Source organism: Microbacterium sp. H1-D42 (genome assembly GCF_022637555.1).
GTDB lineage: Bacteria > Actinomycetota > Actinomycetes > Actinomycetales > Microbacteriaceae > Microbacterium.
This window is the reverse complement of the sequence record NZ_CP093342.1, coordinates 2,170,637-2,191,905: the sequence shown is the minus strand read 5'-3', so window position 1 is coordinate 2,191,905 and position 21,269 is coordinate 2,170,637. Positions and strand designations below refer to the sequence as shown.

General features: G+C 68.7%; 17 protein-coding genes. 12 read left to right on the top strand and 5 right to left on the bottom strand.

Going from position 1 to position 21,269, the window contains the following annotated elements:
* The first annotated feature begins 30 nt into the window (after positions 1-30).
* Entirely contained in the window at positions 31-840 is an 810-nt protein-coding gene (locus MNR00_RS10480) for a protein phosphatase 2C domain-containing protein (protein ID WP_241925872.1), read from the top strand.
* Between the two features lie 57 nt (positions 841-897).
* On the top strand, positions 898-3,603 hold the full coding sequence (locus tag MNR00_RS10475; protein ID WP_241925871.1) for an FtsK/SpoIIIE domain-containing protein: 2,706 nt from the start codon (positions 898-900) through the stop codon (positions 3,601-3,603).
* Positions 3,604-3,606: 3 nt separating this feature from the next.
* On the opposite strand, the gene MNR00_RS10470 is transcribed toward MNR00_RS10475, so the two are convergent.
* The gene (locus tag MNR00_RS10470; RefSeq protein WP_241925870.1) at positions 3,607-4,602 is read right to left on the bottom strand and encodes an asparaginase; all 996 of its coding nucleotides are present in this window, start codon (positions 4,600-4,602) and stop codon (positions 3,607-3,609) included.
* Positions 4,603-4,641: 39 nt separating this feature from the next.
* Here MNR00_RS10470 and MNR00_RS10465 point away from each other — a divergent pair, with 39 nt between their 5' ends.
* The gene (locus MNR00_RS10465; RefSeq protein ID WP_241925869.1) at positions 4,642-5,118 is read left to right on the top strand and encodes an OsmC family protein; all 477 of its coding nucleotides are present in this window, start codon (positions 4,642-4,644) and stop codon (positions 5,116-5,118) included.
* A gap of 57 nt (positions 5,119-5,175) precedes the next feature.
* Here MNR00_RS10465 and MNR00_RS10460 read toward each other — a convergent pair whose 3' ends face one another.
* Entirely contained in the window at positions 5,176-5,874 is a 699-nt protein-coding gene (locus MNR00_RS10460; protein ID WP_241928821.1) for a lysophospholipid acyltransferase family protein, read from the bottom strand.
* 231 nt (positions 5,875-6,105) lie between these two features.
* Between MNR00_RS10460 and MNR00_RS10455 the strand changes: the two genes are divergently transcribed.
* Both MNR00_RS10455 and dxr read left to right on the top strand, forming a co-directional pair.
* A complete protein-coding gene (locus MNR00_RS10455; RefSeq protein ID WP_241925868.1) occupies positions 6,106-7,053 on the top strand; it encodes an FKBP-type peptidyl-prolyl cis-trans isomerase in 948 nt (315 codons plus the stop codon).
* A 47-nt stretch (positions 7,054-7,100) separates the two neighbouring features.
* Entirely contained in the window at positions 7,101-8,183 is a 1,083-nt protein-coding gene (dxr, locus tag MNR00_RS10450; protein WP_241925867.1) for a 1-deoxy-D-xylulose-5-phosphate reductoisomerase, read from the top strand.
* 18 nt (positions 8,184-8,201) lie between these two features.
* Here the strand turns inward: dxr and MNR00_RS10445 are convergent, their stop codons facing one another.
* Positions 8,202-9,812 (bottom strand): UDP-N-acetylmuramoyl-L-alanyl-D-glutamate--2,6-diaminopimelate ligase, encoded by a 1,611-nt coding sequence (locus MNR00_RS10445; RefSeq protein WP_241925866.1) that lies wholly within the window; start codon positions 9,810-9,812, stop codon positions 8,202-8,204.
* An 85-nt stretch (positions 9,813-9,897) separates the two neighbouring features.
* On the opposite strand from MNR00_RS10445, the gene MNR00_RS10440 reads away from it, so the two are divergent.
* The 4 genes from MNR00_RS10440 to MNR00_RS10425 all read left to right on the top strand — a co-directional run bounded on the left by MNR00_RS10440 (position 9,898) and on the right by MNR00_RS10425 (position 14,137).
* A complete protein-coding gene (locus tag MNR00_RS10440; protein WP_241925865.1) occupies positions 9,898-11,214 on the top strand; it encodes a site-2 protease family protein in 1,317 nt (438 codons plus the stop codon).
* Positions 11,215-11,309: 95 nt separating this feature from the next.
* The gene (locus tag MNR00_RS10435; RefSeq protein WP_241925864.1) at positions 11,310-11,678 is read left to right on the top strand and encodes a YciI family protein; all 369 of its coding nucleotides are present in this window, start codon (positions 11,310-11,312) and stop codon (positions 11,676-11,678) included.
* A 13-nt stretch (positions 11,679-11,691) separates the two neighbouring features.
* Positions 11,692-12,954 carry a DUF6596 domain-containing protein gene (locus MNR00_RS10430; RefSeq protein WP_241925863.1) on the top strand — a complete coding sequence of 421 codons (1,263 nt, stop codon included), beginning with the start codon at positions 11,692-11,694 and terminating at the stop codon, positions 12,952-12,954.
* 100 nt (positions 12,955-13,054) lie between these two features.
* Positions 13,055-14,137 carry a hypothetical protein gene (locus MNR00_RS10425; RefSeq protein WP_241925862.1) on the top strand — a complete coding sequence of 361 codons (1,083 nt, stop codon included), beginning with the start codon at positions 13,055-13,057 and terminating at the stop codon, positions 14,135-14,137.
* A gap of 46 nt (positions 14,138-14,183) precedes the next feature.
* Here MNR00_RS10425 and MNR00_RS10420 read toward each other — a convergent pair whose 3' ends face one another.
* A complete protein-coding gene (locus MNR00_RS10420; RefSeq protein WP_241925861.1) occupies positions 14,184-16,064 on the bottom strand; it encodes a chorismate-binding protein in 1,881 nt (626 codons plus the stop codon).
* 238 nt (positions 16,065-16,302) lie between these two features.
* Here MNR00_RS10420 and ispG point away from each other — a divergent pair, with 238 nt between their 5' ends.
* From ispG to MNR00_RS10405, 3 genes are all read left to right on the top strand, one after another.
* A complete protein-coding gene (ispG, locus tag MNR00_RS10415; protein WP_241925860.1) occupies positions 16,303-17,454 on the top strand; it encodes a flavodoxin-dependent (E)-4-hydroxy-3-methylbut-2-enyl-diphosphate synthase in 1,152 nt (383 codons plus the stop codon).
* Between the two features lie 38 nt (positions 17,455-17,492).
* The gene (locus MNR00_RS10410) at positions 17,493-18,368 is read left to right on the top strand and encodes a hypothetical protein (protein WP_241925859.1); all 876 of its coding nucleotides are present in this window, start codon (positions 17,493-17,495) and stop codon (positions 18,366-18,368) included.
* Positions 18,369-18,809: 441 nt separating this feature from the next.
* Positions 18,810-19,328, top strand: a complete 519-nt coding sequence (locus MNR00_RS10405; RefSeq protein WP_241925858.1) for a hypothetical protein — start codon at positions 18,810-18,812, stop codon at positions 19,326-19,328.
* 161 nt (positions 19,329-19,489) lie between these two features.
* Here MNR00_RS10405 and MNR00_RS10400 read toward each other — a convergent pair whose 3' ends face one another.
* Entirely contained in the window at positions 19,490-21,133 is a 1,644-nt protein-coding gene (locus tag MNR00_RS10400; RefSeq protein ID WP_241925857.1) for an HNH endonuclease signature motif containing protein, read from the bottom strand.
* Positions 21,134-21,269 lie beyond the last annotated feature (136 nt).

Here is a 21,269-nt window from a genome sequence, read left to right as displayed (position 1 = left end):
CGCCGCCCGCCCGCCTGACGGAGACCACTCGTGCCTGAGACGACAACGCAGACGCACCGCGTCAGCGACGAGCTGCAGATCTCGTGGGCGGGTATCACCGACCGCGGTCGACGCCGCGAGAACAACCAGGATGCGTACCTCGCGAAGTTCCCGCTGTTCGTCGTCGCCGACGGCATGGGCGGGCACGCCGGCGGCGAGATCGCCAGCCAGAGCACGGTCGCACGCCTCGAGGAGATGGTCGACACCGGCGCAGTGTCGTCCGAGGCGCTCGAGCTGGCGCTGCACAACGCCGTCGACGACATCCACTCCCACTCCGAGTCCACCGACGAGGGAACGGGCACGACACTCACCGGCGCCTACCTGGAACGCGACGAGTCGGGCGTGTGGCAGTGGATCGTGCTGAACATCGGCGATTCGCGGGTGTACCTCGAGCGCGACAACAGCCTCGTGCAGGTGACGACCGATCATTCCGTCGTCCAGGAGCTCATCGCCTCGGGCAAGATCAGCCCGGAAGAGGCAGACGGACATCCGTACAGCAACGTCATCACCAGGGCCGTCGGCGCCAGTGAACTCGTGCCGCCGGACTACGTGACGGTCGATCTTCGCGATCAGGACCGTCTGATCATCTGCTCGGACGGACTGACCAAGGAGCTCACCGACTACGGCATCCTGCACTTCCTGCGCGAGAACGACGACCCCGCTGCCGCCGTGGATGCGATGGTGGATGCCGCGCTCGAGAACGGCGGACGGGACAACGTCACCATGATCGTGCTGCGCGTGAGTCTCACCACCGAGGCCGTCGAGGGTTCGTCCTCCACAGAAGACGAGATCGCCGAATAATCGCCGCGGCCTGTGGACAGGCCGATTCTCGTCCCTGCGATGCGCTCGAATAGGCGCATGGATGCCACCACCATCGTTCTGCCCTCCGGACCAGCACCAGTGCGGCGACCGCCCCTGCCGTTGCTCGCCGCGATCGTGCCGGTGATCGCCGGCGTCGTGCTCTGGCTGGTGACCGGCTCGCTGTTCGCCTTGTGCTTCGCCGCCCTCGGGCCACTCATGCTGATCGCGTCGTTCTTTGACGGCCTGCGATCGCGCGGCAAGGAGCACCGCCGCGCGAAGGCAGAGGCGGATGCCGCCTGGCAGCGCGCGGACGCGGAGCTGGAGCGGCTCCATCTGGAAGAGCACACGGATGCCTGGCGCCGAGAGCCGGACGCCGCTGGGTGCCTTCTCGAACCGCCGCTGCGCGGCCACGCTGGCATCGACGGCGACACGCCGATCGTGATCGGGCGCGGGACGACGCGCAGTCGGGTGCGGGCGACCGGCGGCGACGATGATCGCTCGCGCGCCTTCCGCGCGCAGGCGGAGCACCTCGATGACGCCCCGGTCAGCGTCGCCATCGGTGGGGGCGTCTGCGTGCGCGCGCCCGAGCCGGTTGCGGTCGCTGTTGTGCGGGCACTGGTGGCTCAGTTGTGCCTGCGCTTCGGGCCGGCGCAGCTCGCCCTGAGCGGGGACGGGGTCTCCTCCTGGGGTCTGGAGAGCTTCCCCCATGCCGGGCGGCGCCGCGCCGACTTCCGGCTGCGTGTGGGGGAGGGTGAGCAGGCGGATGCTGTCATCTGCATCCGCAAGCCTGGCGAGGAGCCGCCCGATGGCATCACGACGGTGCTGGACTTCACGAATCCGGCTGCGGCGAAGGCCCGCAGACCGCAGGGGAGCGCGGAGCTCTCGGTGGAGGCGCTCTCGGCGCAGCAGACGCAGACCATCGGCGCGGGCATCGCAGACAAGTCCGCTGACGAGTCATCGGTGCCCGACCGGATCATGCTCGATGAGCTTGCACCGGCCGATCGGGTGGGACTGCGTGCGTCCCTCGGGCGAGGGGAGCGTGGCGACCTCGCGCTGGATCTTGTGGAGGACGGGCCCCACGCGATCGTCACCGGGATGACAGGCACCGGCAAGAGCGAGCTGCTGACCAGCTGGGTCGCCGGCATCGCGGCAGTGCATCCGCCCGACGAGGTCGCGTTCGTCCTGATCGACTTCAAGGGCGGCACCGCCTTCGACCCGCTGCGCGTGCTGCCGCACGTGGTCGCCGTCGTCACGGACCTGGATGCCGATGGCGCACGCCGCGGTGTGGGCAGCCTGACCGCCGAGCTGCGGCGGCGCGAGACCGCGCTCGCCGAAGCCGGGGTGCGGGATGTGCGCGAATGTCCCTCGCTCGCGCGACTCGTCATCGTCGTCGATGAGTTCGCCGCCCTGCTGCAGGAGCATCCGGACCTCGGGGCCGTGTTCACCGACGTCGCGGCGCGCGGGCGCGCGCTGGGCATGCACCTCATGCTCGGCACCCAGCGGGCGAGCGGGGTCATCCGTGATGCGCTGGCGGCCAACTGTCCGCTGCGGATCAGTCTGCGCGTCGCCGAGGCCGCTGACAGTCGGTTCGTCATCGGATCGGATGCTGCCGCCGAACTGCCAGGGGGTGTCGAGTCGCGCGGACTCGCTTTCGTGAGACGGCCGCGGGACAGTGAGGCTCACCTCGCGCGCATCGCGCTCACCGATACGACCGACCTGCGAGCCACAGCCGCGGCGTGGGGCGGCCACATCGCTCCCGCCAGCCCCTGGCTGCCGCCGCTGCCGACGCTCTTGGAGCTTCCAGAATCAGCGCTCGGTCACGTCGCAGCGGTGCTCGGCCTTGCCGACGAGCCGGTGCGTCAGCGTCAGCCCTGGGTCACCCTCGAGCGAGGCGACGGTCTGGCGATCGTCGGTGGACCAGGGGCGGGCAAGAGCACGACGCTGAGGATGCTGGCAGCTCAGCTGCCGGATGCCGTCGTGGTGCCAGCGGACCCGGAGGGTGCCTGGGATGTGGTGGCGGAGCTCGCAGCCGGCGGCTCCGCGCGCACAGGCGTCGTGTTGTGTGACGATCTCGACGTGCTGGCCGCGGCCTATCCGCCCGACTACGCGCAGCTGTTCCTCAGCCGCTGGGAGCGGATCGTGCGGCGTCCCGAGGGTGCTGTCATCGCGCTGTCGCGGGTCTCAGGTCCCGTCGGCCGGTTGATCGATGCGGTGCCGCACCGGGCGCTGCTGCGCATGTCGAGCAAGGTGGAGCACATCGCGGCTGGCGGCGAACCCGCTGCATTCGAACGGACTCGGCCGGTCGGCCGCGCCTGGATGGCAGGTCGCGAGGTGCAGTTCTGCGTTCCGTCCGACCTCGATGTCAGCCACGGGGCAGCTGCGCCCGAACCCCCTGCGTGGCGCGCGACACAGAGGGTCTCGGGTGTCGTCACCGGAGCGGTCGAGGCGACCTGCACGGTTCTGGCGTCCGGGCATCCCACGCACCGCGTGCGCACCCTCGCTGAGACGGACGGCTCACTTCAGGATCCGTCGGATCACGGCGCACCCACCATCATCGTCGGCGATCCGGAGGAGTGGCGTGCCAGGTGGTCACTGCTGCAGAATGTGCGCACCGGCGGTGAGCTGGTCGTCGCCGCTGAGCACTCGCCCGAGCTGCGCCAGCTGGCTGGCGTGCGCGACCTGCCTCCGTTCGCCCGGCTCCATGCCGACCGCGCGTGGGCGGTCGTGGCGGGGCGGATGCCGAGGCGCGTGCTGCTCGGCTGAGCGTCAGATCCCGGCCCCGAGTCGGATCGAGCCGACCGGCTCGCCGCCGCCGAGCACGGCGAGAGGCAGCGCGGCCGTGAGCGCTGCGACATCAGCATCCGACAGCGCACCCGCGCGCGCCAGCAGATGCGCCGCGACCAGCGTCGCTGCGCGTCCGCTGCCGTCGAGCATCTTCAGCGCGACCGTCGCGCCGTTCGGGGCGACCATCACCATCACGCCTTCGGCGCCGCCCTTGGCGAACACGCCGAGGGTCTCGATGGCGATGGTGTCGGCCTCACCCGGCCCTGCGATCGTCCACGGGTTCTCGCGCACGGCGCGCACCAGGGTGCCGGCGACGCGGTGCAGGGCGAAGGGGGAGCGCTCCGAGGCCGAGCCGATCCGGTGGACCGCTCGTCCGAGTCCGGTGAGCGTGATGGCGTGCACTGGCGCGCCGCAGCCGTCGATCGAGGTGTGCGCGACCTTCTCTCCGGCAAGACGCTCGACCACCTCGCGGATGTGCACCTGCAGCGGATGGGCGGGGTCGAGGTAACCCTCGGTCGCCCAGCCCGTGGCGACGCAGGCGCGCAGCATCAGGGCGTGCTTGCCGGAGCAGTTCATCCGGATGCGGGACTGCTCGGCGTGATCGCGGATCATGTCCCGCCGGGCATTGGCGTCAGACGGCCAGGCCACAGGGCAGGCCAGATCGTCTTCGGTCAGGTTGCCTGCGGTGAGCACCTCGCGCACCACCTCGACATGACGGTCTGTGCCGGTGTGGCTCGCTGTGCCGAGGGCGAGCTGCTCGCCCTCGAGGGCGGCGCCCGCCGTGACCGAGGCGATGGCCTGCAGCGGCTTCAGGCTCGAACGGGGCAGTATCAGGGCATCCGCGTCGCCGTGGACGGCGATGACCTCGCCTTCGGGTGAGAGCACGACCGCGGCGCCCGCGTGGCGGGACTCCACGAAGCCGCTGCGCTCAACAACGGCGAGTTCGACAGCATCACGGACAGTCAGGGTCTCCAGCACCACACCAGCCTAACGGGCGCACCGTGCCAGACTGGCGGCATGCCACCACTGGGAGAGCACCACTACGAACTCACCACCACCTGGACCGGCAATCGGGGGTCAGGCACATCCGGATACCGTGACTATGCGCGGGACGTGACCATCGCGGTCGAGGGCAAGACGGATCTGCTGGCTTCGGCCGACAAGCCGTTCCGCGGTGACAGCAGCCGCTGGAATCCAGAGGATCTGCTCGTCGCCGCCCTCTCGGAGTGCCACCTGCTGTCATACCTGCATGCCTGCGTGCAGGCGGGGGTCGTCGTCACCTCGTACCGAGATGTGGCCACCGGCCTGATGCGCGAGGACGGCCGCGGCGGGGGAGCGTTCGTCGAGGTGATGCTGCGTCCGCAGGTCACGGTGGCCAACGCCTCCATGATCGGGGCGGCCGAGAACGCGCATCATCAGGCGCACGAGTGGTGCTTCATCGCGAACTCGGTGAACTTCCCGGTGCGTCACGAGGCCGAGGTCACCGCCGGCTAGGGTCCCGCGTCGCTCGAACTGTCACCGTCGCTCGAACTGTCACCGCCGCTCGAACTGTCACCGCCGCTCGTGCGGCAGCGCCTGCTTCAGCTTCTCGATCGGGTTCGCTGCCGGCGGCTCGTTGTAGACGCCCGCGAGCTCCTGGCCACTGAGAGCATGGATCGCCGCCATGATCTCGTCCGTCGCCTGTCGTCTGGCCTTGCCGCTGTTCGCGGCGCCGTGCCTGGACAGGTCAAGCGGCTCGCCGAATCTGACGGTCACGCGCTCCTTCAGCGATGGCATCCTCGCGCCGACGGGCATCACCCGGTCGGTTCCGATCAGCCCCACCGGCACGACGGGCGCTCCGGTCTGCAGAGCGAGGAATGCGACGCCGGTGCGGCCCTTGTACAGACGGCCGTCCGTCGAGCGGGTGCCCTCGGGGTACAGCGCCACCGCCAGGCCCTCGTCCAAGAGCTGGCGCTGCTGGTCAAGGGCATCCAATGCCGCTTGCCCGGCGCCACGGCGGACCGGGATCGCGCCCACGGACGAGAAGAACTCGCGCGACAGCGCACCCTTGAAGCCGGTGCCCTCGAAGTAGCTGGCCTTCGCCAGGAAGTGCACCGGGCGTGGGGCCGCCACCGGGATCGCCATCGAATCGATGAACGACAGGTGATTGCTGGCGAGGATCACGGCGCCCTTGCGGGGCACGTTGTCGCGCCCCTCGATCCGCGGGCGGTAGATCAGTCGTGCGAGCGGACGGGCGACCATTCGCCCCATCGCGTACTTGAATCCGGCGTGCCGGGGCGAATGCGACTGCTCCGCTTCGGGCTGGTCGTCCTCTGGGGACTCCGCTTCCGGGGACTGCGCTGAATGCTCGGGACTCACCAGAAGATCTTACCCAGCGACTCATGCTCACCCCGGCATGGCGACACCGAACGGCATTCAGCATCGACAAAGCCTGATGCGGCAGGATGAAGTCCTCCCGTCCACGATCTTCGAGGTCTCATCGTGCGCCTGCGCCCCTTCGCCATTCTGTCCACCGTCGCCGTCTCGGCCCTGCTGCTGGCCGGCTGCGCCAGCGAACCCGAGGCATCCCCGACCGATAGCCCCACCGCCAGCGGAGACGTCTGCGAGCAGGCGGCAGCACCGGGCGCCGTATCGGACGGCGTGAAGATCGAGGGCGAGTTCGGCACACCCTCGAAGGCGACCTTCGAGCTCAAGCAGGATGTCACCGAACTGCAGCGCACCGTTGTCTCCGAGGGAGACGGCGACAAGATCAAGGAGGGCGAGTTCGTCTCGTACGCGCTCAGCGCCTTCGACTCGACCAACGGCGAGCGGATCGGCGACGCCGGCTACGGAGACGCCGAGATGCTCCCGCAGAACGTCCTCAGCAACCCGACACTGTCCCAGGTGATCGGCTGCGCGACCGTCGGCTCGCGACTCGCGGTCGCATTCCCGTCGCAGAACGGCGCCCCCAGCGAGATCTACGTCGTGGACGTGCTCGACACCGTCCCGACCGCCGCGTGGGGCAAGAAGCAGGACGCCGTCGAGGGGATGCCCACGGTCAAGCTCGCCGAGGACGGCGAGCCGGACATCACCATCCCCAAGGGCGATGCACCCAAGGACCTCAAGGTCTCGGTGCTGAAGCAGGGCGACGGCGCCGAGGTCGCGGACGGCGACACCACACTGCTGCACTACTACGGCGTCGACTGGGAGACGGGCGAGAGCTTCGACTCCTCGTGGTCGAAGGGCGCGCCCATCTCGATCCCAGGCAACACCTACGTGCCCGGCTTCGTGCAGGCACTCGCCGGTCAGAAGGTCGGCTCGCAGGTGCTCGTCGTCATCCCGCCGGCCCTCGGCTACGGCGAGGACCCCGAGGCGCACGACCTGGGCGGCAAGACCCTCGTCTTCGTGATCGACATCCTCGCCACCCAGCACGCACCGGCCGCGCAGTAAGCGAATCACGCATCGAACGACGCATGCCCTCGGCCTAGGCTGGGGGCATGCGTCGTATCATCGTCCTCGGCTCCACCGGCTCCATCGGCACCCAGGCGCTGGATGTGATCCGTGCCAATCCGCGCCGCTTCGAACTGGTCGGCATCGCCGCCGGTACCAACGCCGAGATGCTCGCCGAGCAGGCGGCGGAGTTCCGCGTCGAGCACACTGCGCTCGGGGCATCCGAGGCCGAACAGCTCGTGCGCGATGTGGAGGCCGATGTCGTGCTCAACGCCATCACGGGCTCCATCGGGCTCGGTGCCACGCTCGCGACCCTGAAAGCGGGACGCACCCTTGCGCTGGCGAACAAGGAATCGCTGATCGTCGGCGGCGAACTGGTCCGCTCGGCGGCGGCCGAGGATCAGATCGTGCCGGTCGACTCGGAGCACTCCGCTCTCGCTCAGGCGCTGCGCGCTGGGACCTCCGGTGAGGTGCGCCGCCTCGTCGTGACGGCATCCGGAGGCCCGTTCCGGGGACGCACCCGCGACCAGCTCACTGACGTCACCCCCGCGCAGGCGCTGGCGCACCCGACCTGGGACATGGGGCGGATGGTCACCACGAACTCGGCGACCCTGGTCAACAAGGGACTCGAGGTGATCGAGGCGCACCTGCTGTTCGACGTCACGTACGACGACATCGAGGTGGTCGTGCACCCGCAGTCGATCGTGCACTCCATGGTCGAGTTCGTCGACGGATCCACCATCGCCCAGGCCTCACCGCCCGACATGCGGCTGCCGATCTCACTCGGCCTTGACTGGCCGCACCGTGTCGGCGGCGTCGGCCGCCCACTGGACTGGCGCCAGGCGACCAGCTGGACCTTCGAGCCGCTCGACGATGAGGCGTTCCCGGCTGTGGCGCTGGCGAAGTCCGTCGGGCGCGCCGGCAAGACCTTCCCCGCGGTCTACAACGCAGCCAACGAGCAGGCCGTGCATGCCTTCCACGACGGCCGCCTGAGCTTCCTCGGCATCGTCGACACCATCGCGCGCGTCATCGACGCCCACGATGCGCCGGACGATCTGACGATCGAGACCCTCGCCGAGGCCGAGCGTTGGGCGCGCGAGAAGGCGGATGCCCTCATCGCGGCGGTCTAGGTCAGACCACAGCGGCGCTCAGTCGGTGTAGGGGACCGGCCATGCCGAGTCGGGCACGGCCCACCCGGCGGCCTGCAGAGCCCGCCTGGCGAGCTCGCGCGCCGAGTACGGCGTGCGGACGCCGCGGATGTCGCGGTAGTCCTGGTGTCCTGGGCCCGCCCAGAGGATGGCATCCCCGTCGCCCACCATCCCGACGGCGGCGGTGATCGCGTCCTCGGGCGGTGAGAACTCGTGGATCTCGGCGTCGTGACGGGCGGCGCGTGCGCCCTCGATGAGCGTCGCGCGGATCGACGCCGGGTCCTCGAAGCGAGGGTGGTGGTCGGTGACCACCAGGATGTCGCTGCCAAGGACGGCCGCGCGGCCCATGTCGAGACGCTTCGTGGCGTCACGGTCGCCGTCAGCGCCGAACAGCATCAGCACCTTGCCCGGTGTGACGCGGCGGACGGCGGCGAGGGTCTTCTCGAAGGCGTCAGGGGTGTGCCCGAAGTCGACGTACACCGCGGGGCCCGACTCGCCCGAGACGAACTGGGTGCGCCCCGGGAGGTGGGCGAGGATCTGTCCGTCCCGCTCCAGGGCCGACACGATGCGGTCCCAGTCGTAGCCGCCCTCCAGCAGCATCACGATCGCGAGTCCGGCGTTGGCGGCCATGTGCGGTCCGATCACCGGCACGACGGTCGTCAGTGAGCGGCCCTCCGGACCGGTCAGCGTGAAAACGGTGCCGTTCTGACGTTCGTCATCGATCGTGACGACCCAGTCGGCCTGCGCGGCAGCATCCGCATCGGCGGCGATCGCCGGCGTGCCGACGGTGACCACGGGGATGCCAGAGCGCAGGACCACATCGGCACCGAATGGCGAGTCGAGGCTGATGACCCCGCGGCGCGCCCGCTCCGGCGTGAACAGCGGCAGCTTCGCCTCGAAGTACTCCGCCATGTCTGCGTAGTCGTCGAGGTGGTCGTGCGAGAGGTTCGTGAATCCGGCCACGTCGAAGAAGATGCCGTCGACGCGGTGCCGCGAGAGCGCCTGCGCGCTGACCTCGACGGCGACGGCCTCGACGCCGCGCTCGCGCATGAGGGCGAGCAGCGCGTGCATCTCGGATGCCTCCGGCGTGGTCAGCCGAGACACGATCACCTGGCCTGCGATGTGCCGCTCTGCCGTCGACGACAGGCCAGAGACGACGCCGAGCTGATCGAAGATGCCCTGCAGCAGGTGCGAGACGCTGGTCTTGCCGTTGGTGCCGGTGGTGCCGAACAGCGTCGGCAGCGGGTCGGATGCCCCCGTGCCGTATACCCAGGCGCTGAGATCGCCGAGGATCGCGCGCGGGTCATCGACGATGACGATCGGCAGGCCGGCGGATGCCGCGATGTCGGCCCCGGCAGCATCGGTGATCACGGCGACGGCGCCCTGATCCGCGGCGGTCTGCGCGAACTCCGCGCCATGTCGGTTGACGCCCTGGATGGCGACGAACGCCTCGCCGGCACGAAGGTCGGCGGTGGCGAGGGTGATGCCGCTGAGGTGGACGTCAGCGAGGTCACCGCGGACGTCACGGGCGAAGCGGTCGGCCAGCTCGGTCAGCGCGCGACGGGGTGGGTCAGCGGGACGGAGCACAGGGGGCAGCGATGTGGTGGTCATATCGCTCCCATGATCTCACGCACGGCGGGGTGGACGCGGCGGTCCGCCACAGCAGATTCCTCACCCGTGGCACTACCGTGGTCGGGTGGAGATTCTGCTGTATGTGGGCGGCATCCTGTTCATGCTCGTCGGACTCGGCGTGTCGATCGGATTGCACGAGGTGGGCCATCTGGTGCCCGCGAAGCTGTTCGGCGTGCGCGTCGGGCAGTACATGATCGGATTCGGGCCCCGCGTGTGGTCCAAGCGCATCGGCGAAACCGAGTACGGCGTCAAGGCGCTGCCGCTCGGCGGCTTCATCTCGATGTCGGGCATGTATCCGCCCTCATCGAAGACGGGGCCCGCCAAGGGGATGTTCGCCTCGCTCGTGCAGGACGCGCGCTCCGCCAACGACGAGACGATCGCCGAAGGCGCTGAGGAGCGGGTGTTCTACAAGCTGCCGGTGTGGAAGCGCGTCATCGTCATGCTCGGCGGGCCGTTCATGAATCTGCTGCTGGCGATCCTCATCTTCACTCTGATGGCCTCAGGGGTCGGAGTGCAGCAGGCGAGCACCACCGTGAGCGCGGTCAGCGAGTGCATGATCCCGGCTGGTTCCACACAGCAGGAGTGCACTGCGGACGACGCTGCGTCCCCCGCAGCAGAAGCCGGCTTCGAGCCTGGCGACGTGATCGTATCCATTGACGGCAAGCCGATGGAGACCTTCGCGGATGCCTCCGCTGTCATCCAGGCCTCGCCGGGAAAGACCCTGGACGTCGTCGTCGAGCGCGACGGCGCCGAGGTGCCGCTGCAGCTGACGCCGGAACCGGCGGAACGTGGTGAGGTGGATGCCAGCGGCCGGCCGGTCCTCGATGCGAACGGCGACCCCGTCACGCACACCGTCGGCTACGCCGGAGTCACCTCGCAGATCGAGTACGTGCGACAGCCGATCGGCACCGGCACCGACCTCGCGATGCAGCAGACCGGCGCGGTCGCCTCGCTGATCGTCAACCTGCCTGCGAAGCTCTGGGACGTCGGCGTCTCGTTGTTCACTGATCAGGAGCGTGACCCGAACGGCCCGCTCAGCGTGGTCGGCGTCGGCCGCATCGCCGGTGAGGTCGCCGCGACGGATGCTCCGGTGCTGAACCGGCTCGTCGTGCTGATGAACTTGCTCGCTGCTCTGAACATCGCCCTGTTCGTCTTCAACCTGGTGCCGTTGCTGCCGCTGGATGGCGGGCACGTCGTCGTCGCGCTCTGGGACGGACTCAAACGCCTGTGGGCGAAGCTCACGGGACGCCCGCAGCCGAAGCCGGTGGATGCCACGAAACTCGTGCCCCTCACGGTGATAGTCGCGGTGCTGCTGATCGGCATGGGGGCGCTGCTGCTGCTCGCCGACATCTTCAAGCCGATGAACATCCTCGGAGGGTGACGAAGACTTCTCGGAGTCTTCGTCGAGGTGTCGAATTCGCCCTTGTCCGTTCGTGGTGAAGGTGACACGGTTCACTTGACGAAAGGACTACTGCCGTGAAATACGTCATCATGTTCACCTCCACCCCCACGAACGACGCGGCACTCTCACCCGAGGTCGGTGAGGAGCTGTACGGCCGGGTCTACCAGTGGTTCCAAGACAACGAGGCCGCCATCGTGGACAGCGGCGCTGAGTTGCAGCCGGTCGAGACGGCCACCACCGTTCGGCACGGAGCACAGGGGCCGGTCGTCGTGGACGGCCCGTTCACCGAGGCCCGCGAGGCCGTCGGCGGATTCACGCTGATCGACGTGGCCGACCTGGACGCGGCGATCGCGCTGGCCAGGTCCTGGCCGATGCTCGAACTCGAGGGCACCTCTGTCGAGATCCGTCCTGCGGTCACGGACTACAGCCAGTTCGAGCAGTGATCCCGATCAGACGATGAACAGGTCGGATGCCGCGGCGCCTGGCGACGCGGCATCCGACCGCGTTCTCAGCAGCGTGGTGCGCGCCGAATCAGCACGGATCGTCGGGGCATTGACCACACGGCTGGGCAGCTTCGAGCTGGCCGAAGAAGCCGTCGCCGAAGCGGTCGAGGAAGCGCTCATCCACTGGCGCCGGAGCGGTGTGCCGCCCAACCCCGGCGGATGGCTGACGACCGCGGCGCGCCGCAACGCGCTGGACCGGCTGCGACGCAAGAAGCGGTACCGCGAGAAGCTGGCGCAGATCGGCGAGAGTCTGACCGAACACGACGGCGAGGGGCCCGCCGAGACGGATGAACGACTGCCGACCCTTTTCGCCTGCTGTCATCCCGCGCTTCCCGCCGCTGCGCAGCTGGCTCTGACGCTGCGTGCGGTGTGCGGTCTGACGACCGCACAGATCGCACGTGCGACGCTGAGCACGCCGACGGCTGTGGGCCAGCGCATCGTCCGTGCGAAGCGGAAGATCACCGCGAGCGGCATTCCGCTGCGGGTCCCGCAGGGTGACGAGCGATCATCGCGTCTCGATATCGTGCTCACCGTCGTCTCGGTGATGTACAGCGAAGCGCACCTCATCGACGGTGGCGATGCGGCGGCCGATCGCGATGTGGCCGACGACGCCCTCTGGCTTGCTCAGGTGATCGCGACGGCGCTGTCTGACGAGCCCGAAGCACACGGACTGGTGGCGCTGCTGTCCTTCCACCGGAGCCGGGAGCGCGCACGCGCAGTCGACGGTGAACTCGTGCTGCTGGCCGATCAGGATCGTTCGCGTTGGGATGAGGCGCTCATCGCGGCAGGACAGCGAGCGCTCGAGCGCGCGGCAGCCCTGCGAAGGCCGGGGCGATGGCAGCTGCACGCCGCCATCGCCGCCTGCCACTCCGATGCGCGGCCAAGGCCAGGGGCAGCGGAGGTCGACACCGACTGGACGCAGATCGTCGTGCTCTACGACATGCTGCTGGTCTTCGACGCGTCACCGGTGGTGCGCCTCAATCGCGCGGTCGCGCTCGGCGAATGGGGACGGCCGGCTGCCGCGCTCACCGAAGTGGACGCACTCGCCGACAGGCTGGAGGACTTCCACCTCTGGCACGCCGTGCGCGCTCATCTGCTGCTTCGCCTCGGCAGGAGAACCGAGGCGAAGGCGGCGGATGCCAGGGCGCAGGCGCTCACGACGAACCTCGCGGAACAGCGCCTGCTCGCAGCGCGCCTGGCCGCGCCGCTCAGCTGAGCAGGCTGATGAACGGGTCGGCGGCGCGGAACATGGCGCCGTTCGTGTTCGACCTCGGGGCTGACGCCGATCGCTCAGGCTTGGGCGATAGCGTGACCGCGTGCAGCAGCATCCGTCGTCGCTCAGGTACCGGACGTCCGCCCTCCGTCGGGTGACGTGGGTGATCTGGCCGTGGATGAACTGGCTGCTTCCGATCGGCTTCTGCGCGTTCACGCTCGTCACGGGCAGCGGAGTGCTGCCGTTCCTCGTCGTCGTCAGCTCGCTCCTGCTGATTCCCGCTGCGGCGCTGCTTGGGTCACTGCCCCGTCTCATGCTGCGAAGGCAAGGCGTGACGGCGGCGACGCCCGGTGTCATCGTCTGGCTGCTGGTGCTGCAATGGTGGAGCTGGGTCGGGATGGCGGTCGCGATGCCCGATGACACTTTCGCGAGTGTGCGCCCGTCACCGCTGCAGCGATTCGCATGGCCGCAGATGTCGGAGATGTTCGCGACGGGGGTCTTCGCGGGCTCGGTCATCGTCGGAGCCGGGTCGTGGGTCGCGACGCTGATTCTGGTGTCGCATGCACCCGCGCCTCACATCCGGCACAGGTGGGAGACGGTGGCCTGGGCGTCCATCGTGGCGACCCCGGCACTTCTGCTGCTCGCGGGGCCGATCGGCATCGGCATCGCCCAGCTTCAGACGGACGCCGCGGGCGAGCGGCCGGCGCAGGTCGCCGAACTGAGCGCAGCGGACCAGGTCAGCCAGGCGCAGCAGCGGTACGACACGGTGCAGCAGACAGTCTCTGATCTCCGAGCGATCGCCGCGGCAGGACGCTGGGAGGCGAACGCGGCGGAGGCTGAGTCGGTGAACGCCGACGGCAGAGGCTGGCAGTCCTATCGGCTGCTGATCGACTTCTCACATGAGGCGACTCCCGATCTCGTGATCGATCGTGACGCGTTCGCGGCGGTGCTCACCGCGGCAGACTGGACGATCACCCGATCAGACACCATTCCTCTACACATCGACGCGCACGGCCCTGATGGGGCCACGCTCAGGATGTCGCAGCAGGGCGACACGCCGCTCAGGATCGTCCTCACCACGGGCTCCTGGTGGCAGTCGACGGGTGCTCCAGTGACTGCTGAACTCGACCGTTCCGGTGGGCTCGGCGGCGGGTACGCCGCCGAGGAGTGGCCGCAGCTGCGCTGACCTCGGTGCGGGGTCGCTCCGTGCTCCTCAGGCAGCGGACGACGGCTCACGCGAGCGCGTGGGCCACCAGACGCTCCAGTGTGGCGATCCCGTCACGCGACAGGATCGACTCCAGGTGCCCCTGGACCGAGGCGAAGCCTTCGCCGCGCAGCGCGTAGACGTCGCCACTGTCAGCATCCGATGACACCTCCGCATCGCCGACGCGGGTGGTGCCGGGCGCGACGCGCGCCGTGAACGTGTTGTAGAAGCCGACCGAAGCGTCCTGCCCGAACACCGGAACGGTCTTCTGCACTCCTTGATACGGCGAATCCAGCGGCACCAGTTGGATGCCGAGACTGTCGGCGAGGATCTGATGGCTCAGGCACACGGCCAGCAGCGGCGCGCCGCTCGCACGGCGGCGCGCGACGACCTGCTGCATGCGGGCGATGCGCGCCGAGGCGGCGTCACGGGGGTCGCCGGGGCCGGGGCCGGAGACGACGAGATCTGCGGCATCCACCGCCTCATCGGTGACGACGTCCCACGCGGCGATCTCGACCTCGAGACCGAGGTGGCGCAACTGGTGGGCGAGCATCGTCGTGAAGCGGTCCTCGGCGTCGACGACCAGCGCACGTCGCCCGGCGAAGTGCTCTGTGGCGTGCACGTCCTGCGGCTGCATCCAGAAGTCGGCGAGGCGGGTGTTGCGGGATGCCAGCAGAGCGGCGATCTCGGGGTCGTCGGCCAGCCGGCCCTCAGTCGGTGCGTCGTCGTCGCGCGCCTCGGCGGCGTGATCGCGCTCGATCGCGCCGATGGCGCCGAGCACACCGGCCGCCTTGCCGTGGGTCTCGTTGACCTCGCCGATCGGATCCGAATGGCGCACCAGCGTGGCGCCCACCGGCACGCGCAGATGGCCGTCCTCGACGTAGACCGTGCGGATCAGAATCGGCGCGTCGAGGTCATGGCCGCCCTCGTCATTGGGCGTGAACAGGGCTGCGACGCCCGAGTAGTAGCCCCGCGGCGTGCGCTCGTGGCGCCGGATGACGGCGCAGGCGTTCTGCATCGGAGACCCGGTGACGGTCGGGGCGAACATCGTCTCGCGCAGGATGTCACGCGGGTCGAGCCTGCTGCGTCCTCGGAGCATGTACTCGGTGTGCGTCAGGCGCGACATCTCCTTCAGGTGCGGGCCGGTGATCCGCCCGCCGTCCGAGCACACCTGGCTCATCATCTTCAGCTCTTCGTCGACGACCATGAACAGCTCCTCTGTCTCCTTCGTCGAGGAGAGGAACTCGGTCAGCGACTCGCGGGTCGCCCCGCCTGCCGGATGACGGAAGGTGCCTGAGATCGGGTTCATAGTGACGACGCCTTCTCGGGCGACGACGTGCGCTTCAGGGCTGGCGCCGACGGCGATCTCGCCGGGCGTGATGACAGCGAACGTCCAGTACGCCCCTCGTTCCTGCTCGAGCAGCGCGCGGAACCAGGTGAGCGCCGCAATGCGGTCGTTGCACTCGAAGCTCGCACGGTAGTCGCGGCGGATGACGAAGTTCGCGCCCTCACCGCGGCCGATCTCCTCGGCGATGACACGCTGGACGATCTCGGCGTAGTCCTCATCGGAGATGTCGAACCCTCCGCCGCGCAGCGCGATCGGGTCGGCCGGCAGCGCCGACATCAGTTCGGCAGCATCCAGCGTCTCGTGCTCTTCGACGAGCACACAGCGCAGCGGAGTGCCGTCGTCCTGCGCGACGAATCCGCGCTCGCGCACCTGTCGGTACGGCACCATCGCGAACACCTCGCGAAGCCCGCCCTGGTCATCCAGAGGGATTTCCGCCAGCGTCTCGACGTCGATGACGTCGCCCGCGAGCAGCTCGATGCCGCCGTCGCGCGCGATCAGCACGAACGACGCGTTCGGATCGGACGCGAGGCCCCGGATGCGTTCGGGCAGAGCAGAGGTCATCGGTGTCTCCTGAGTTCGGGCATCCGGCGCGGGAAAAAGAAAGACCGCCCCGGAAGGCGGTCTGGTTCTGGATTCGCGAACGCACCGCCTAACAGGCGGGCCACCAGGTGAGGTTCGCGGACATGGGCTGAAAGTATCACATCCGCGTCGCCGTGCGCGGGCGTGTGACCGCGCCGCAGGACGGCGGGATACGGGCCCCATCCAGCCTGCAGGTCATCCTGCGAAGTAAAGTGGGGGAGTGCCCGCAGTGAATCTTGGGATGCCGCGCGTCCCCGAAGTCCTCGCCCCTCGTCGCAAGTCCCGTCAGATCCGGGTCGGCAAGGTGCTCGTCGGTGGCAACGCCCCGGTGAGCGTTCAGTCGATGACGACGACCAAGACCACCGACATCAACGGCACGCTGCAGCAGATCGCCGAGCTCACGGCATCCGGATGCGAGATCGTGCGCGTCGCCGTGCCGTCGCAGGATGACGCGGATGTGCTGCACATCATCGCGCAGAAGAGCCAGATCCCGGTGATCGCCGACATCCACTTCCAGCCGAAGTACGTCTTCCAGGCCATCGACGCCGGCTGCGGTGCGGTGCGCGTCAACCCGGGCAACATCCGCAAGTTCGACGACCAGGTGGGCGCCATCGCCGCCGCGGCGAAGGCTGCGGGTGTGTCGCTGCGCATCGGTGTGAACGCCGGATCGCTCGATCCTCGCCTGCTGCAGAAGTACGGCAAGGCGACGGCTGAGGCGCTCGTGGAGAGCGCCGTCTGGGAAGCGTCGCTGTTCGAGGAGCACGACTTCCACGACTTCAAGATCTCGGTCAAGCACAACGACCCCGTCGTCATGGTGAAGGCCTACCGGCAGCTCGCCGAACGTGGCGACTGGCCCCTGCACCTCGGCGTGACCGAGGCCGGGCCGGCCTTCCAGGGCACGATCAAGAGCGCCACGGCGTTCGGCATCCTGCTCGGCGAGGGCATCGGCGACACCATCCGCGTCTCGCTGTCGGCGCCGCCGGCCGAGGAGGTCAAGGTCGGCCATCAGATCCTGCAGTCGCTGAACCTGCGCGAGCGCAAGCTCGAGATCGTGTCGTGCCCGTCGTGCGGGCGCGCACAGGTCGACGTCTACTCGCTGGCGGATGCTGTCACCGAGGGGCTGAAGGACATGACGGTTCCGCTGCGCGTGGCCGTGATGGGCTGCGTCGTCAACGGCCCTGGTGAGGCGCGCGAGGCGGATCTCGGTGTGGCCTCCGGCAACGGCAAGGGCCAGATCTTCGTGAAGGGCGAGGTCATCAAGACCGTGCCCGAGGAGGACATCGTCGCCACGCTCATCGAAGAAGCGAACCGCATCGCCGCCGAGATGGGGCCAGACGCCAGCGTCGGCACCGCGCAGGTCGTCACCGGCTGAGCGCTGCGACTGCGTCGCAGTCGCGTAGCGTATTGGTCATGCAGCCGACGCACGTCTCCTTCCCCGACGGATCCACGACCGGCGAGGGCGAGGTGCTCCTCGTCGACCGCGACGCGTCGGTGATCGTCGTCGATGCGACACCCTTCCACCCGGTGGACCACACCTGGCCGGATCAGCCGGGGGATGCCGGGATCATGCGCGTCGGGGATGCGCGGGTCGACATCGCCGAGGCGGTGATGGCGGCGATCAGCGACGAGGGCACGCTCGCCGTCGGCACGGACATCCCTGTCAAGCGTGGCGGCGAGGGCTGGACCTGGCTGGTCGGCCATCGCGTCGCAGGCGACATCCCCGCTTCGGTCGCGGCTGGTGCTGTTGTCGCGATGGAAGTGGATGCTGACCGCCGAGCCGCACTGAGTCGCGGCCACACGGCGTGCCATCTGGCATCCCTCGCGCTGGACGCCGCCCTCGCGGACCTGTGGCGCAAGGAGATCGGCACGGACCCACTGGGCAATCCCGATTTCGAGGGCCGGTCGAACCAATCCAGCCGAATCCACTCCGATGGCAGCGTCGACGAGTACCGGCTGGGTAAGAGCCTGCGCAAGGCCGGCTTCGACTCGGAGGGCTTCGCGTCGTCACTCCCGGACCGCGAAGCGCGGATCAACGCGAAGCTGGCCGAGTGGGTGGCATCGGATGCTGCCAGCCGGATCGACACGGAAGGCCCGTCGATCATCGACCGCCGTTCGTGGCGGTGCGACCTGCCCGAGGGTGGGGTCGGGTTCCTGTGCGGCGGCACGCACGTCACCTCGCTCGGGGAGTTCGCGTCGATCACCGTGTCGCTCGACCTGAGCGATCCGCAGCTGCTGGTGATGACGACGACCGCCGTGCCGGCCCCGTCCCTGGCATCCGATGCCTGATCATGGAACGGCGCGGCCGGACTTGCTGACGGACTTGCCTGTGCTGACGGACTTGCCCGTGCTGACTGACTTGCCGGTGGATCTGCCGGTGCCGGTCGACGACGGCGGCGCAGCCCACCTCGCGGGCTAGTCGCTGCCGGAGCTCACCCTGCCGGCAACCGATGGCAGCACGGTATCGCTTCGGCTCGGGGCGCACCATCATCTACGTCTATCCGCTCACTGGCGACCCAGCGGCAGAGCTGCCACCCGGCTGGAATACGATCCCCGGTGCTCGCGGACGCACGAGCGAGGCCTGCGACTTCCGCGACCATTTCGCAGAGCTTGGGGACGCCGGGGCCGCGAGGGTGTACGGGCTACGGCCGCGACTGACGCTCTGCCGATAAGGTGAGACGGTCCGCGCGGTGATACATGGCGCGTGGTGTCCGCAGACAGGGAGTCAGCATGTCGCAGTCAGCTGAAGTCGACGCGTCGACGGGGGCGCCGACGGTGACGTCGGCGCTGCCGGGTTTCGAGGTCGTGGCGCGCATCCGTCGATTGCTGGTCGTCGGGGTGCTCGCGGCGCTGGGCTACGCAGCGTTCATGTCGGCGAGCAAGGGATTCTGTCCTGGTGGTGTCAGCGATGGCGGTTTCATCGATGCCGCCGGCAATCCGACTGACGTCGCGCCGACCTGCGTGAATCTCACGCTGCGACCGAGCCCGCTGATCCTCGCGGCGATCGCCGTGATCGTGTTCTGGGCGTTGACGAGGGTGCTGCGCCGTGCGGTCGATGTTCCGTCGGCGATCCGCATCGTCGATCGTGCTGCCGCCGCGATCGTCATTCTCGTCGTCGCATCAGTGGTGATCAGTCAGGTCTGGTTCGCGCTGATCCCTCTCACCGACTGGGACGGCACCGGAACGTTCTTCTATCCGTTCCCCTTCGGCTCTGTCGACATGCAGACATCGCCGATGCAGGTTTCCTGAGCGGGGAGGCCTCTGCTCGGCGGCGCGTTCGACTAAGACGCCCTCGCTCTCGGCGGCCGGCGTAGTTAGGGAGATTGCGCGGACCGCACCGCGCGTTCACCAGATGCGCCCCCGCGTATCCGATCGTTCAGAATGGTGCGTCGGTTGCGCAATCCAACCATTCAGAAGGGTGCGTCGGATTCCGGTGGTTGTCCCGTGGCCGGGGTGTGCCAGGTGTGGCGGTCTGCAGGGGTCGGGGCTCCGGATGGCACGAACATGACGCGTCGGGGTGGAGCATCGCTGTAGGTGCGTCCGTTGGGGGCCGTCCAGGTGATGTCGGAGTTAGGCAACTGCATTGCGGTCCAGCGGTGCTCGTCTGAGATGTCGGGGTGCTTGAGGGCGTGGTGGGTCTTGCAGAGGTGGGCGAGGTTGTCGATGGAGGTCGGTCCGCCGAGGGCGTGGTCGTGGGTGTGGTCGATCTCGGTGCGGTGGACGGGCATGCGGCAGCCGGGGAAGCGGCAGTGTTGGTCGCGGGCGCGGAGGTGGCGTTTCATGCCGGTGGTGGGGGTGTAGGTGTCGGTTTCGGTGACCATGCCGGTGGGGTCGAGGAACAGTCGAGTCCAGCCGTTGTTCATGCCGGCGAGTTGCCGTGCGATGTCGGGGTGGAGTTCCCCGTGTCCGTCCAACTGCGCGGGGTGGTCATCGGCGTCGGTGAGGGTGGTTGCGGCGATGGTGACTTGGATGGTGGCGGTGATGTTCTCCAGACCCGTGCCGTGGATCTGAGAGGGATCGGCGCACAGGAGCAGGTCGGTGAGCAGGTCGGCGCGGATCTGATCCATGGTGCGGGTGTCGGTGGGGATGTGGATGATGTCCGGTGGGGTGGTGATCATCTGTTCGACCCAGTCCCAGTACGCGTTGGGGTCGTTTCGGAAGCGGTTCTCGTCTGGTGGGACGTATTCGCCGTTGTAGTAGACCTCGTCCTCTTCTTCGTCGAAGGGGTCGCGGGTGAAGGTGTCGCTGGTCCCGAAGATCACCTTCGCCCCTGGCGCCGATGCCGGCGCCGGTTCTGCTTCCGGTTCGTTGTCGGGGTCGTGGTACTCGGGGTTGCCGTGGAGCATTTCGTCGATGGCGTCTTCGTCGATGGGGAGGGTGGGGTCGCGGTCTTCGGGGTGCTGCTTCTGGTGGCGGGCCATCTGGGTGAGGCGGTCCAGGATCGCCACGGCGAGATGTTCGGGGAGCAGGATCTGCAGGATGGCCATTCCGTCGCCGACGGACTTCACGGTGACGGTGCGCTCGTGGGTTGCGCGTTCGTGCTTCTCGTTAATCGTCAGCCCGGCCAATGCCGCCGCGACCTCGCGGGCGTGCGCGCGCGTCCGGGCGGGAGCCTCGACCTCGGCGAACACGACGGCCGCGGTTTGGTAGAGGTCGAGGGTGTCGGGGGTGAGGGTGCCGGCGGCGATGGCCTCGTGAACGGGCGAGGCGGCGAGCAGGATCTCCCGCACGTGCGCGGCGGTGATGCTGCCTGCTTCGAACGAGTCCCGCAGCAGAGCGAACTGGTCGGTGGCCAGCCATTGCGCGTCGCCGAAGGCGCGTTCGGCGGTGCCTTTGGCGATGTGACCTGCGGCGGAGTACTCCGCGACCATCGACCGCCAGATCGCCTCCCGATGCACGGGTTGCTCGTCTGCGTCCGCTTCCATCAGCACAGCCCGCCGCGCCAACAGCGCGGCGGCGCGGGCTTCTGCCCGGTTGATCTCCTCCCGCACCGCGACCCACTCATCCAGCAGCGCGTTCTGCTGTGAGAGGCGGTCGAGGTATGGGGTGGACATGCTTTCAGTGTAGAACAGAGTTACGACACTGGCAAGGCTTTGATGGAGATATTAGCATGTGAGTGTCGGTGTAATGTCTGGGATTTGGGGTTCTTGGACTTCGGCTCGCTGGCGCTCACTCAGCCCGTTTCGACTC